This window comes from Pseudomonas sp. Pseusp9 (assembly GCF_059491265.1).
In genome coordinates, this window is the sequence record NZ_CP168500.1 from 5,133,148 (window position 1) to 5,146,662 (window position 13,515).

At 61.0% G+C, this 13,515-nt stretch carries 12 protein-coding genes; 4 read left to right on the plus strand and 8 right to left on the minus strand.

Annotated elements, in window-relative coordinates:
• The 8 genes from ACEN8E_RS23385 to edd form a co-directional block, all read right to left on the minus strand.
• Positions 1-846, minus strand: coding sequence for a carbohydrate ABC transporter permease (locus ACEN8E_RS23385; protein ID WP_495590050.1), 846 nt, complete (start codon positions 844-846; stop codon positions 1-3).
• Positions 839-1,747 carry a carbohydrate ABC transporter permease gene (locus ACEN8E_RS23390; RefSeq protein WP_110661155.1) on the minus strand — a complete coding sequence of 303 codons (909 nt, stop codon included), beginning with the start codon at positions 1,745-1,747 and terminating at the stop codon, positions 839-841. Before ACEN8E_RS23390 ends, ACEN8E_RS23385 begins: the two co-directional genes overlap by 8 nt.
• Positions 1,748-1,948: 201 nt before the next feature.
• Positions 1,949-3,247, minus strand: a complete 1,299-nt coding sequence (locus ACEN8E_RS23395; protein WP_495590051.1) for an ABC transporter substrate-binding protein — start codon at positions 3,245-3,247, stop codon at positions 1,949-1,951.
• A gap of 117 nt (positions 3,248-3,364) precedes the next feature.
• Positions 3,365-4,624 (minus strand): D-mannose isomerase, encoded by a 1,260-nt coding sequence (locus ACEN8E_RS23400; RefSeq protein WP_495590052.1) that lies wholly within the window; start codon positions 4,622-4,624, stop codon positions 3,365-3,367.
• A 217-nt stretch (positions 4,625-4,841) separates the two neighbouring features.
• Positions 4,842-6,269 (minus strand): ATP-binding protein, encoded by a 1,428-nt coding sequence (locus ACEN8E_RS23405; RefSeq protein WP_495593381.1) that lies wholly within the window; start codon positions 6,267-6,269, stop codon positions 4,842-4,844.
• A gap of 31 nt (positions 6,270-6,300) precedes the next feature.
• On the minus strand, positions 6,301-7,032 hold the full coding sequence (locus ACEN8E_RS23410) for a response regulator (RefSeq protein WP_008019251.1): 732 nt from the start codon (positions 7,030-7,032) through the stop codon (positions 6,301-6,303).
• A gap of 186 nt (positions 7,033-7,218) precedes the next feature.
• Complete coding sequence (locus ACEN8E_RS23415) at positions 7,219-8,178, minus strand: glucokinase (protein ID WP_495590053.1); 960 nt, start codon at positions 8,176-8,178, stop codon at positions 7,219-7,221.
• Positions 8,175-10,001 (minus strand): phosphogluconate dehydratase, encoded by a 1,827-nt coding sequence (edd, locus tag ACEN8E_RS23420; protein WP_495590054.1) that lies wholly within the window; start codon positions 9,999-10,001, stop codon positions 8,175-8,177. Before edd ends, ACEN8E_RS23415 begins: the two co-directional genes overlap by 4 nt.
• A 220-nt stretch (positions 10,002-10,221) precedes the next feature.
• Here edd and gap point away from each other — a divergent pair, with 220 nt between their 5' ends.
• The 4 genes from gap (at position 10,222) to ACEN8E_RS23440 (ending at position 13,480) form a co-directional block, all read left to right on the plus strand.
• On the plus strand, positions 10,222-11,223 hold the full coding sequence (gap, locus tag ACEN8E_RS23425) for a type I glyceraldehyde-3-phosphate dehydrogenase (protein WP_007974423.1): 1,002 nt from the start codon (positions 10,222-10,224) through the stop codon (positions 11,221-11,223).
• 146 nt (positions 11,224-11,369) lie between these two features.
• Positions 11,370-11,834 (plus strand): methylglyoxal synthase, encoded by a 465-nt coding sequence (locus ACEN8E_RS23430; RefSeq protein ID WP_495590055.1) that lies wholly within the window; start codon positions 11,370-11,372, stop codon positions 11,832-11,834.
• Positions 11,835-11,911: 77 nt separating this feature from the next.
• Positions 11,912-12,430 (plus strand): RNA polymerase sigma factor, encoded by a 519-nt coding sequence (locus ACEN8E_RS23435; RefSeq protein ID WP_495590056.1) that lies wholly within the window; start codon positions 11,912-11,914, stop codon positions 12,428-12,430.
• 84 nt (positions 12,431-12,514) lie between these two features.
• Complete coding sequence (locus tag ACEN8E_RS23440) at positions 12,515-13,480, plus strand: FecR family protein (RefSeq protein ID WP_495590057.1); 966 nt, start codon at positions 12,515-12,517, stop codon at positions 13,478-13,480.
• The last annotated feature ends 35 nt before the right edge of the window (positions 13,481-13,515 follow it).

Here is a 13,515-nt window from a genome sequence, read left to right on the forward strand (position 1 = left end):
CTACCCCTTGACCGCGCCGGACGTCAGCCCACGCAGGAAATACTTGCCAGCGAATATGTAGACCAGCAGTGTCGGCAGCCCGGCGATCATCGCGGCGGCCATATCAACGTTGTATTCCTTGACCCCGGTGCTGGTGTTGACCAGGTTGTTCAGGGCCACGGTAATTGGCTGGGCATCGCCACTGGCGAAGACCACGCCGAACAGGAAGTCATTCCAGATCTGGGTGAACTGCCAGATCAGGCAGACCATCACGATCGGGATCGACATCGGCAGCAGGATCTTCCAGAAGATCGTGAAGAAGCCTGCGCCATCGAGCCGCGCGGCCTTGACCAGCGCATCCGGAATGCTCACGTAGTAGTTGCGGAAGAACAGCGTGGTGAACGCCAGGCCGTAGACCACGTGCACCAGCACCAGGCCCGAGGTGGTGTTGGCCAGGCCGAACTTGCCGAGGGTGAACGAGGCCGGCAGCAGCACAGTCTGGAATGGCAGGAAGCAGCCGAACAGCAACAGGCCGAAGAACAGTTGTGAACCACGGAAGCGCCACATCGACAGCACGTAACCGTTCATGGCGCCGACGAAGGTGGAGATCAGCACCGCCGGCACGGTGATTTTCACCGAGTTCCAGAAGTAGCCGCCGACCACGTCCCAGGCCTTGATCCAGCCGATGCCGTCAATCACGGTCGGCCAGCTCAGCAGATTGCCGGTGCGGATGTCTTCCGGGGATTTGAAGCTGGTCAGCAGCATCACCACCAGCGGGATCAAATAGACCGCCGCGGCCAGCAACAGGGTGGCGTAAATGGCGACTCGGCTGAAGCTGAGGCCGCGCTTTGCGAATGGATCAGTCATGACGTTTGCCTCGCAGCTCGGAGTACAGGTACGGCACGAGGATGGTCAGCACGGCGCCGAGCATCAGCATGGCGCTGGCCGAACCGATGCCCATCTGGCCACGGCTGAAGGTGAAGGAATACATGAACATCGCCGGCAGGTCGGAGGAGTAACCCGGGCCACCCGCAGTCATCGCCGCGACCAGGTCGAAGCTCTTGATCGCGATGTGCGCCAGAATCATGAAGGCACTGAAGAACACCGGGCGCAGGCTCGGCAGTACGATCTTCAGGTAGATGGTCGGCAGGCTCGCCCCGTCGACTTGCGCGGCACGGATGATCGATTGATCGACACCGCGCAGGCCGGCGAGGAACATCGCCATGACAAACCCGGAGGCTTGCCACACGGCGGCGATCACCAGGCAGTAAACGACGCGATCCTGATCCACCAGCCAGTCCAGACGGAAGCCTTCCCAGCCCCAGTCACGCAGCATCTTGTCCAGACCCAGGCCTGGGTTGAGCAGCCATTTCCACGCGGTACCGGTGACGATCATCGACAGCGCCATCGGGTACAGGTAGATGGTGCGGATGAAGCCTTCCTTGCGAATGCGCTGGTCCAGCAGCACGGCGAGGAACACGCCCAGCACCAGGCTGATGCCGATGAACATGCCACCGAACACCGCGAGGTTCTTGCTCGCGACCCACCAGCGGTCATTGTCCATCAGACGCATGTATTGCTGCAGGCCGACCCACTTGTAGCTCGGCATGAAGCTGGAGTTGGTGAAGGACAGAATGAACGTCCAGATGATGTAACCGTAGAAGCCAACCAGCACGATCAGCATGCTCGGCGCGAGTACCAACTTGGGTAACCAGCGCTGCAGCGCATCGAACGGTGAGGCTTTGCTGAAAACCGCCACAGAGCTCATCGGGATAATCCAGGTGGAGAAGTGAAATCCGGACAGAGTTCCCCCCTGTAGGAGCGAGCTTGCTCGCGATAGAATCAAGAACACCGAGTCCTGTCTGGATTAGCGCGGTGTCTGGTAGTCCATCGCGAGCAAGCTCGCTCCTACAATGGGGCGGAGCTCTCTCAGGGGTTTGCCGCAGGATTCTCCTGCGGCGATTGCGAATTACTGGGCCGCTTTGACAGCAGAAGCCAGTTGGGCGCTGGCCTTGGCCGGGTCAGCGTCCTTGTCGTTCATGAAGTTGGTGACCACGTCGAAGATCGCGCCCTGCACGGCCAGGGAGGTGGCCATGTTGTGCGCCATGCTCGGTTGCAGGCCGCCGGTCTTGTCGTCCGCAATGAAGTCCTTCGCCGATTTCTGGGCACACTCGTCGAAGCCGAGCTTGTCCATTTCGTTCAGCATGTCGTTACGCACCGGGATCGAACCCTTGTTCATGCTGAAGACTTTCTGGAAGTCGGTACCCAATGCGACCTTGGCCAGGTCTTGCTGGGCAGCGATGTCACCCTTGCGATCGGCCTTGAGCTTGAACACCGCCAGGGAGTCGATGTTGTAGGTGAAGGCTTTTTCGGTGCCCGGGAACGCTACGCACTGGTAGTCCTTGCCGGCGATTTTCTTCGCGGCGGTCCACTCGCTTTTCGCCCAGTCACCCATCATCTGCATGCCGGCCTTGCCATTGATGACGTCGGCGGCCGCGATGTTCCAGTCACGACCGGCGCGGTTCGGGTCCATGTAGGTGGTGACTTTTTTCAACTCGGTGAAGGCCTTGGTCATATCAGCGCCCGACAGGGTTTTCTGATCGAGATCCACCAGGGCTTTCTTGTAACCGTCGGCCCCCATGACCGAGAGCACCACGTCTTCAAACACGGTGCTGTCCTGCCAAGGTTGACCGCCGTGGGCGAGCGCGATGAAGCCGGCGGCCTTGAGCTTGTCGCCGGCGGCATAGAATTCTTCGAGGGTAGTCGGGGCTTTTTCGATCCCGGCTTTCTTGAACACTTCCGGATTGATCCACAGCCAGTTGACGCGGTGGATGTTCACCGGCACGGCGACGTAGTCACCTTCGAACTTCACGGTGTCGGAGACTTTCTTCGACAACAGGCCATCCCAGTTTTCCGACTTGGAAACGTCTTTCAACGCGTCGGTGCTGAGCAGGCCAGTGCTGCCCCATTCCTGGATATCCGGGCCTTTGATCTGGGCAACGCCCGGCGGGTTGCCGGCTACGGCACGACTCTTGAGCACGGTCATGGCCGTGGAACCGCCGCCACCGGCGACTGCGCCGTCCTTCCAGGTGAAGCCGTCTTTTTCGACTTGAGCCTTCAGGACATCGACCGCTGCCTTTTCACCACCGGAAGTCCACCAGTGAACGACTTCAACGGAACCTTTGGATTCGGCAGCGAGGACACTGAGGGGGAGCGCAGACAGGGAAGCGAGAGAAATGACAGTAGCGAGGCGAGAAATCGCATTCATCTAGGAGCACCTTTCTTGTTGTTATGCATGCAAGTCTGTTGCTTGCGCTGCATAAGATTCTAAACAGGGGATATCCCCTCGCAGGTAACGAAGGGATGCGCGAATGTCACCGCATGGTTACATAGAACCGCTCTGGGACAACTGCGCCAGCGCCGTGGCCATGCTTGGCGCCAGCGCCAGGCGCGGAATCAGCACGGCTTGCCAGGCGTGGTAAAGGTCCGGCTTGCCGGGCCAGATATCGGCACTCGGGCGGTTTTGCGGGTCGAGTTCGTGATGCCAGCTGCCGCCTTCGCGGTCGATGAAATGACTGTCACAGAATTCCCAGAACAGTCGGTACCAGCGTTCGTATTGCGCTTCAAAGGTGCGCTTGAGTAGCGCACTGGCGGCGGCACTGGCTTCGCAATGGGTCCAGTGCAGGCGATGGCGGACCACCGCTTTGTTGTCCCAGTCCAGGGTGTAGACGATCCCCGGCGCACCATCGACGTCCCAGCCATGACGGCAGTTGTGCTCGAAGAGTTTTTGCGCGTCGGTGAGCAGCCAGCCCGGTGTGAGCATCCCCGCTCTGACCCGCGAAGCTTCGAGGTGCAGCAACAGCCGCGCCCACTCGAAACCGTGGCCCGGGGTGGTGCCGTAGGGGCGGAAACCGTCGGCCGGATTGTCGCGGTTGTAGTCGCGCAATGGCTGCCAGGTGCGATCGAAATGTTCGATCACCAGATAATTATTGGCAGCGGCATGACCATGGATCACCCGCTCGACAATCCGTTGGGCACGGCTCAGCCAACGGTTGCCATCAGTGACATCGGCCAGAGCGAGGAAGGCCTCGGTGGCGTGCATGTTGCTGTTGGCGCCGCGATAGGCTTCCTCCTCGCTCCAGTCGCGATTGAAGGATTCGCGCATGGCGCCCTCCTCTTCACTCCAGAAGTACGTGTCGATGATGTCGATGGCATCATCGAGCAAGGCCTGCGCACCGGGACGCTGTGCGACCACTGCGGAACTGGCGGCCAGCGCGACGAAAGCATGCAGATAGGCATTCTTGCCGGTGTTGCCGTCGCGATGTTCGGCAGCCGCGAACCAGCCGCCGTGAAGCGCATCCCGCAGTGGCCCGCGCAGTGCCGCGACACCGTGATCGACCAGCTCGGCAAAGCCGGGCAGCCCCTGGATATGGGCCATGGCGAAGCTGTGGGTCATGCGCGCAGTGTTCATGGTCCAGGCTTGTGCATCGGCCGGGAGCCGACCTTTTTCATCGAGGTTGCCGAAGCCTTCAGGAAGCCTCGAAGCCTTGGCAAATGCCAGCAAACGCAAGCCTTCGGCGGTGAGCCAATGCTGATGGGCAGGTGCATTCAGCCAACTGCTGAAGGCAGGTTGGAAGGTGTTCATGACGTACCTTTTTTGTTGTTATGACTGCTGGGCAGCATAAACAACGGACGAAGGCAGGCTTGTAACGAAGGGGGTGGGTTATGTCACCGGTTTGTGACAATTGCCTTGAGGACAATGTTGAATGTTCTGCCGCCTTCGCGAGCAGGCTCGCTCCCACAGGATCACCTGAATCTTTGTGGGAGCGAGCCTGCTCGCGAAGAACGATAACGCGGTTTAACTAATCAGCACTGCGCGGCAGCTGCAAAGTCACCCGCAACCCGCCTTCACGTAAATTCTGCAAGCTGACCTCACCACCATGACTATGGGCAATGTTGCGGGCAATCCCCAGCCCCAACCCATAACCCTGCTGCTGCCCGGCCAGGCGGAAGTGCGGCTCGAACACCTGCTCCAGCCGCTGCTCCGGTACGCCCGGCCCTTCATCATCGACATGCAGGATGAACGCACTGTCATCGTCATCGATGTGCAAGTGCGCGTTCTGCCCGTACTTCAACGCATTGTCGATCAGGTTGCCGATGCAGCGCTTGAGCGCCAGCGGCTTACCCGGATACGCCGCCAGCGCCCGCCCCTGCTGGGTCACGCGGCCGTTGCCATTGGGCGCCAGGTACGGTTCAACCAGACAGTCGAGCACGTGATTGAGGTCCACCGGCTCGATATTTTCGTGGATGTCGGTGTCTTTCACACATTGCAGCGCACCTTTGACCAGCAGCTCCAGCTCATCCAGGTCACGACCGAACTTGGTTTGCAGTGTTTCGTCTTCGAGCAATTCGACCCGCAGTCGCAGGCGGGTGATCGGTGTGCGAAGGTCGTGGGAAATCGCGCTGAACAACTGGCTGCGCTCGGTCAGGTAACGGCTGATGCGCTCGCGCATGGTGTTGAAGGCACGGCCGACTTCCACCACTTCACTGCCGCCACCCTCGGCCACCGGCTCGACATCGGCGCCCAGTGACAAGTCCCGCGCCGCCCGCGCCAGGCGCTTGAGCGGCCGACTCTGCCAGTGCACCAGCAAGCCGATGAACAACAGCAAAAAGCCGCTGGTCAGGACAATGAACCACACCTGCTGCGCCGGCAGGCCCTGTTCTTCAAGGCTGGTGTAGGGCTCGGGCAACAGCGAGGCGATGTACAGCCATTCGCCCGGTGCCATCTGGATCTGCGTGACCAGCACCGGCGGATTCACCGGTTCCAGCGTCAGCGCATAGTGCGCCCAGGAACGCGGCAACTCATCGAGTTTCAGGCCGCCATTGAAAATGCGCAGGTCTTCCGGGCTGACGAAGGTCACCGAGATGTCGGTGTCCTGGCCGAGGGACTGGCGCAGCACCTCGTCCACGGCTTTGAGCACCGCCTCTTTACGCGGGGTGATGGGCAGCACTTCCATGCCCAGAGGCTTGTCGTTGAGCGTCACCACGAACCGGGTGCCACCCATGCTGCGCAACTGATCGAGCACCAGGGGCCGAAACGCCACCGGCAACGAACGGAAATAACTGACACTGGCCGTCATCGAATGGGCCAGGCTGCGGGCGCTGGTGATCAGGCCTTCGAGCTGAGTGGCGCGCAGTTGCGACACCCAGATCACGCTCGATAACGTCTGGGCGAACAACACGGCCAGCAAGGTCAGCAGCAACATCCGCCCGAGCAGCGAACGCGGCATCGGGACCTTGGCCGCGAGCTTGCGAAACAGCTCAGTGGCCATTGCTGGCAACCACAGTGGCTGCCAATTGGTAGCCACTGCCGCGCACGGTACGGATCAGCCGTGGTGGTTTTTCGGTGTCGCGCAGACGCTGGCGCAAGCGGCTGACCGCCATGTCGACAATGCGGTCGAGGGGCATCAGGTCGCGTCCACGGGTGGCATTGCCGATGGTGTCGCGGTCGAGGATTTCCTGCGGGTGATCGAGGAACAGTTTGAGCAGTGCGAAGTCGGCGCCCGAGAGAATCACCTCTTCGCCATCGATGTGAAACAAGCGATGGCTGACCATGTCCAGACGCCAGTCATCGAAGGCCAGTACCTCGCCGCCGTTACGTTCCTGACCGAACTGCGCGCGGCGCAGCAACGCCTTGATCCGCGCCTGCAATTCCCGCGGGCTGAACGGCTTGCCCAGATAATCGTCGGCGCCCAGTTCCAGGCCGATGACGCGGTCGGCCTCGTCGGAGCTGGCGGTGAGCATGATGATCGGCACCTGCGCCTGGCGTGGATGCTGGCGAATCCAGCGGCACAGGCTGAAGCCGTCTTCGTCGGGCAGCATCACATCAAGGATCACCAGATCGCTCGGCGCCTCGTTCAGCGCCTGGCGAAAACCGGCGCCATCGGGCGTGGTACGCACCTGGAAACCGGCACGGGTCAGGTAGGTGTCCAGCAACTCGCGTATCTCTTGATCGTCATCGACCAACAAAATCGACTTGTTGACTGAGCTCACGGGAAGGCGTCCTTGTTGTTGGAATTGGGCGGATTATGCCTTAAGCACTCAACTTACAAACACCACAGAAACAACTGTAGGAGCGAGCTTGCTCGCGATGGACTTCAGAGCACCGCGTGCATTCGGAAAGCACGCGTTATCGTTGACGTCCATCGCGAGCAGGCTCGCTCCTACAGGTGATTGCATTCAGGCTGGAATGGATTGTTCCAGCGCCACACCCGCGCCAACCAACCCCGAATACGGCGCCGTCACCAGCCACACCGGAATCCCCTTGAAGTAGTCGCTCATGCACCCCTTGTCGGCGAAACACCGGGCGAAACCGCTCTGGAGGAAGAAGTCGGCAAAGCGTGGAATCACCCCACCAACGATGTACACGCCAGCCCGTCCACCAGTGGTCAGCACGTTGTTGCCGGCCACGCGACCGAGCCAGCAGCAGAACTGTTCCAGCACTTCCACGGCGATCGGGTCGCCCGCCAGCCCGGCAGCAGTGATGGCTTCCGGCGTGTCGAGCACCGGCGTGTGCCCGTCCACCGCGCAGATCGCCCGGTAGACGCGCGGCAAGCCGCCGCCGCTCAACGCGGTTTCAGCGCTGACGTGGCCGATCTCGTTGAAGATGTGCTGCCAGAGCTGGGTTTCACGCGGGCTGCTCAGTGGCAGGTCGACGTGACCACCCTCCCCCGGCAACGCGGCGAACCGGCCCTCACCCAAATCGAGCAAGGTGCCGACGCCCAGGCCAGTGCCCGGGCCAATCACCACCGCCGGGCGCAACGGCTCCGGCGTGCCTTCGCAGACCACGCGAAATTCGCCGGGCTGCAAACGGGTCATGCCCAGGGCCATGGCCGAGAAGTCGTTGACCAGCAACAGTTGCTCGACCTGCAAGGTCTGGCAAAAACCCTTGCGGCTCAGGCGCCAGTGATTGTTGGTGAACTTGAATTCGTCGCCGCTGACGGGACCCGCCACCGACAGGCACACCGAACCGATCGCCCCCGGAGCCAGCCCCAGGCCATTGAGGTAGAGGCTGATGGCCTCTTCGGGGCTTGGGAAATCTGCCGTTGCCAGCACCTGGACCGATTCCAGTTGCTGGTTTTTCCACAACGCGAAACGTGCGTTGGTCCCACCGATGTCACCGACCAAAGCCAGTTTCAATTAAGCGTCTCCAGGGCAGAAGTGAAGGCGCTGGCGCCCTGCTCCGCCGAGCTGAAGGCCATGCGCATGAAACCAAACAGTTCGCGACCGGTGCCGATGTTGTTGCCCAACAGGCCCTTGGCCGGCGTGCGCGCTGCGAATTCTTCGGCGTCCACCTTAAGCTCCAGGGTGCCTTTGACGCCATCGACGCGGATGATATCGCCCTCTTGCACCCGCGCCAAAGCGCCGCCCACATAGGCTTCGGGGCTGACATGAATAGCCGCCGGAATTTTCCCCGACGCGCCGGACATGCGCCCGTCGGTCACCAGCGCCACCTTGAAGCCGCGGTCCTGCAATACACCGAGGAACGGGGTCATCTTGTGCAGCTCCGGCATGCCATTGGAGCGCGGGCCCTGGAAGCGCATCACCGCGACAAAATCCTTCTCCAGCAAACCGGCCTTGAAGGCATCGGCCAGGTCCTGCTGATCCTGGAACACCATGGCTGGCGCTTCGACGATCTGGTTTTCCACGGCGACGGCCGAGACTTTCATCACACCGCGACCCAGGTTGCCTTCCATCACCCGCAGGCCACCTTCCGGCGAAAATGCGCGGGCAACCGGACGCAGGATGCTTTCATCGAGGCTGTCGGTCACGCCTTCGCGCCACACCAGCTTGCCGTTGTCGAGGAACGGCTCCTGGGTGTAGCGGCTCAGGCCGTGGCCCAGCACGGTGTTGACGTTTTCGTGGAGCAACCCGGCTTCCAGCAGTTCACGGATCAGGAACGACATGCCGCCCGCGGCCTGGAAGTGGTTGATGTCGGCTTTGCCGTTCGGGTAGACGTGGCTCAGGGTCGGCACGACTTCGGAGAGGTCGGCCATGTCCTGCCAGGTCAATTGAATGCCCGCCGCCATGGCGATGGCCGGCATGTGCAAGGTGTGGTTGGTCGAGCCGCCCGTGGCGTGCAGCGCCACGATGGAGTTGACCAGCGAACGCTCGTCGACGATTTCGCCGATCGGCATGAAGTCGCCGTTCTGCTTGGTCAGGCGCGTGACCTGGTGCGCGGCCTCGCGGGTCAAGGCATCGCGCAACGGCGTGTTCGGGTTGACGAAGGACGCGCCCGGCAGGTGCAGGCCCATGACTTCCATCAGCAACTGGTTAGTGTTGGCAGTGCCGTAAAAAGTGCAGGTGCCAGGGCTGTGGTAGGACTTCATTTCCGATTCCAGCAGCTCTTCGCGGGTGGCCTTGCCCTCGGCGTACTTCTGCCGCACATCGGCTTTCTGCTTGTTGGAAATGCCCGACACCATCGGCCCGCCCGGCACGAAGATCATCGGCAGATGGCCGAAGCGCAGCGCGCCCATCATCAGGCCCGGCACGATCTTGTCGCAGATGCCCAGCAGCAGCGCGCCGTCGAACATGTTGTGGGACAGCGCTACGGCCGTGGACAACGCGATCACTTCGCGACTCGGCAGGCTCAACTCCATGCCCGGCTCGCCCTGGGTCACGCCATCGCACATGGCCGGCGTGCCACCGGCGAACTGGCCGACGGAGCCGATTTCGCGCAGGGCCTTTTTGATCATCTCCGGGAAGACTTCGTACGGCTGGTGCGCCGAGAGCATGTCGTTATATGACGAAACTATCGCGATATTCGCGGAGTTCATCATCCGCAGGCTGTTCTTGTCTTCGCTGCCGCAACCGGCCACGCCATGGGCGAAGTTGGCGCATTGCAGCTTGCCGCGCATCGGACCGTCGCTGGCCGCACCGCGGATCAATGCAAGGTAGGCCTCACGCGTGGCGCGGCTGCGGGCGATAAGCCGTTCAGTGACCTCAAGGACGCGGGGATGCATGTGTAGAACTCCAGGCTAACGGATGTGGCGACCTGATTGTCTATGCTGATCAAAGGCCGGTGTCGATGGGATGACAGACGGTTTATTTGACCATTCGGACCAGTTGATTCAGGTCACTCGTTGTAGATTGAACAAAATATTGCCATTAAAAAGGCTTGTTTTCTATTTTTTTGCGAATAATCTTGTAATTCCAACAACAAAACGACGGTAGCGCCGCAATATGACTCTTCGAATCGCAATCAATGGTTTTGGCCGCATCGGCCGTAATGTCCTGCGCGCACTCTATACCCAGGGCTACCGTCAGGATCTGCAGATTGTCGCCATCAACGATTTGGGCGACAGCGCGATCAATGCTCATCTACTCAAGTACGACACCGTTCACGGCACATTCGATGCCGATGTTCAGCACGACCAGGAGAGCCTGACGGTCAACGGCGACCGCATTTCGGTCAGCGCCATCCGCAACCCGGCCGACCTGCCCTGGGCCGCGGAAAAGATTGATGTGGTGTTCGAATGCACCGGTCTGTTCACCGACCGGGCCAAAGCCGCCGCGCATATTACGGCGGGCGCGCGCAAAGTCATTATCTCTGCACCGGCCAAAGGCGCCGACGCCACTGTGGTCTACGGGGTGAACCACGACATTCTGCGTCAATCGCACCAGATCATTTCCAACGCGTCGTGCACCACCAACTGCCTGGCACCGGTGGCCCAGGTGCTGCATCGCGAACTGGGTATCGAAAGTGGCTTGATGACCACCATTCACGCCTATACCAACGACCAGCACCTGACCGACGTCTATCACGTCGATCCGTACCGCGCCCGTTCGGCCACCCAGAACATGATCCCGAGCAAGACCGGTGCCGCCGAAGCCGTCGGCCTGGTGCTGCCGGAACTGGCGGGCAAACTGACCGGCATGTCGGTGCGTGTACCGGTGATCAATGTGTCGCTGGTTGACCTGACGGTGCAACTCAAGCGCGAAGCATCGGCCGATGAAGTCAATGCGCTGATGAAAGAAGCCAGCCAGCACTCGAAGATCCTTGGCTACAACACCCTGCCGCTGGTCTCCAGCGACTTCAACCACAACCCGCTGTCGTCGATCTTCGACGCCAACCACACCAAATCCAGCGGCAAGTTGCTCAAGGTACTGGCGTGGTATGACAACGAGTGGGGTTTCTCCAACCGCATGCTCGATAACTGCCTGGCGCTGTGCAACGCCGAATAGGTAGCCCCCCCGTTCTTGTAGGAGCGAGCCTGCTCGCGATGGTCGTGAACGATAACGCGGGGAACCTGTTGCCCCGCGGTGCTCTACAGTCCATCGCGAGCAAGCTCGCTCCTACAGGTTGTGTGTCATTTCTGGAGTAGCCATCGATGATCGGCATCAGCTTTACGCAAAAGACCCTGGCGGCGCGCAAGCGCATTGCCCTGGTCGCCCATGACCACTGCAAGGTGTTCTTGCTGGACTGGGCCGAACGGCAAAAGGACAAGCTGGCCCGGCATGATCTGGTTGCCACCGGCACCACGGGGTTGCTGTTGCAGCAACGCCTCGACCTGCCGGTGCAAAGCATGATCAGCGGGCCACTGGGTGGCGACCAACAGCTCGGTGCGCAAATCGCCGAGCAGCGGGTCGATATGCTGGTGTTTTTCTGGGACCCGTTCGAACCCCAGCCCCACGACCCGGATATCAAGGCGTTGCTGCGGGTCGCGGCAGTATGGAATATCCCGGTGGCCTGCAACGAATGCAGCGCCGACTACCTGATCAGCAGCCCGCTGATGGATCAGGCACACACCCATCGAATACCCGATTACGCGAGCTATTTGCAGGGTCGCACTTGAACCTGAACAAATCAGTACTTGACCATTCTAGTAGATGATAAGCATTATCATTCACTCGAAATGGATCAGGTCCTCCCGTGAGTCAGTCGCGCTTCAACTACGTTTTCCTCACCCAGCGCACCTCCCTGCTGCGCACGCTGGAGCGGATGGTCAGCAATCACAGCACCGCTGAAGACCTCCTGCAGGAAACCTACCTGCGGGTGACCCATGCCTTGAGCGAACGGGCCATCGATCATCTTGAGCCCTTTGTCTTCCAGACGGCGCGCAATCTGGCGCTGGACCATTTGCGTGCGCGGCGCATCCATTCGCGCACCATGGTCGACGACGTGCCGCAGGAGGTGATGCACAGCGTCGCCGCCCCCACCAGCAGCGCCGAAGACGCCGCCCATGCCGAACAATTGCTGGAGCGCCTGAATGTGAGCCTCAGTGAACTCAGCGCCCGCCAACAGCGGATTTTCATCCTCAGCCGCCTGCACGGGCACAGCTACCAGGAAATCGCCGAGCAGCTCGATGTGTCGTTGAGCACTGTGCAAAAGGAGCTGAAGCTGATCATGGCAATCTGCATCGGTGTCGCCGAGCGGTCAAACGGCGACTGAATCCACAGGGCTTTGCTACCCTGGCGCCTCTTTCAAGCCTCACTATAAAAAACAGCAGTGCCCAGACATTGCCGAGGAAACACCGTGACGGACACCCACCGCTCCCCTCCGCCCTCCCTGACGCAGGACCCCGCAAGCGCGATGGACCAGGCGCTGGACTGGCTGATCATATTGGGCAGTCCGAACGAGGAGCAGACACGACAGTTCAAGTACTGGCTCGCTGCCGATCCGCTGCATGCCGAAGCGTTCGCCAGGGCACAGGCGATCTGGGACGGCCCGCTGGTGACGCAATGCGCACAAAGCCTGGCCGCCCGGCCGCCGACCGTGACCGTCCTGTCGCGCCTGCGCCCGCACTGGAAACCGTTGGCCACCGCCGCTGTGCTGATCCTCGGCCTCTTCAGTTTCAGCAATCTGCCGATGCGCCTGCAGGCTGATCACTTGACCGTGGTCGGTGAACGTCAGCGTCTGCAACTGGAGGACGGTTCGAAAGTCCTGCTCAATACCAACTCGGCGTTTTCCAGCACGATCAACGATCAACAACGCGTGGCACGCCTGTATCAGGGGGAGGCGTTCTTCGAGGTGCCGGCCAATCGCGTTCAACCGCTGGTAATCGACGCCGGCCCGGTCAAGGCCAGTGTGCGCGATACCGCGTTTGCGGTGCGTTACCTCGATGGCGTGGCACAGGTTCGGGTGCAACGTGGCGACGTCGACCTGCAGGCCACCCGCGACGATGCGCGGGTTCGGCTGTCGGCTGGCGAGAGCATCCGCATCGGGCCCAATGGTTTCGACCGACCGCTCAAACTCGACGCCGCCACCGACCTGGCGTGGGTCCAGGGCCGGCTGGTGTTCGAAAACTGTCCGCTGAGCCAAGTGCTGGCGGAACTGCGTCGCTACTATCCTGGATGGATCATCAACACCAACGAACAACTGGCTGACGTTGCGGTAACCGGCAATTACCGTCTCGACCAGCCGCTGGACGTGGTTCGCTCCCTGGCCCACATCACCTCGGCACGGCTGCAGGAATTCCCGACGCTGGTCATTCTGAACTGAATGAGAATTATTTTTACTCGATAGCCAAACCCCGT

Bases quoted from the DNA above. Each gene is read 5' to 3' on its own strand.
- ACEN8E_RS23385 (WP_495590050.1), bottom strand. From the start codon at position 846: ATGACTGATCCATTCGCAAAGCGCGGCCTCAGCTTCAGCCGAGTCGCC.
- ACEN8E_RS23390 (WP_110661155.1), bottom strand. From the start codon at position 1,747: ATGAGCTCTGTGGCGGTTTTCAGCAAAGCCTCACCGTTCGATGCGCTG.
- ACEN8E_RS23395 (WP_495590051.1), bottom strand. From the start codon at position 3,247: ATGAATGCGATTTCTCGCCTCGCTACTGTCATTTCTCTCGCTTCCCTG.
- ACEN8E_RS23400 (WP_495590052.1), bottom strand. From the start codon at position 4,624: ATGAACACCTTCCAACCTGCCTTCAGCAGTTGGCTGAATGCACCTGCC.
- ACEN8E_RS23405 (WP_495593381.1), bottom strand. From the start codon at position 6,269: ATGCCGCGTTCGCTGCTCGGGCGGATGTTGCTGCTGACCTTGCTGGCC.
- edd (WP_495590054.1), bottom strand. From the start codon at position 10,001: ATGCATCCCCGCGTCCTTGAGGTCACTGAACGGCTTATCGCCCGCAGC.
- gap (WP_007974423.1), top strand. From the start codon at position 10,222: ATGACTCTTCGAATCGCAATCAATGGTTTTGGCCGCATCGGCCGTAAT.
- ACEN8E_RS23430 (WP_495590055.1), top strand. From the start codon at position 11,370: ATGATCGGCATCAGCTTTACGCAAAAGACCCTGGCGGCGCGCAAGCGC.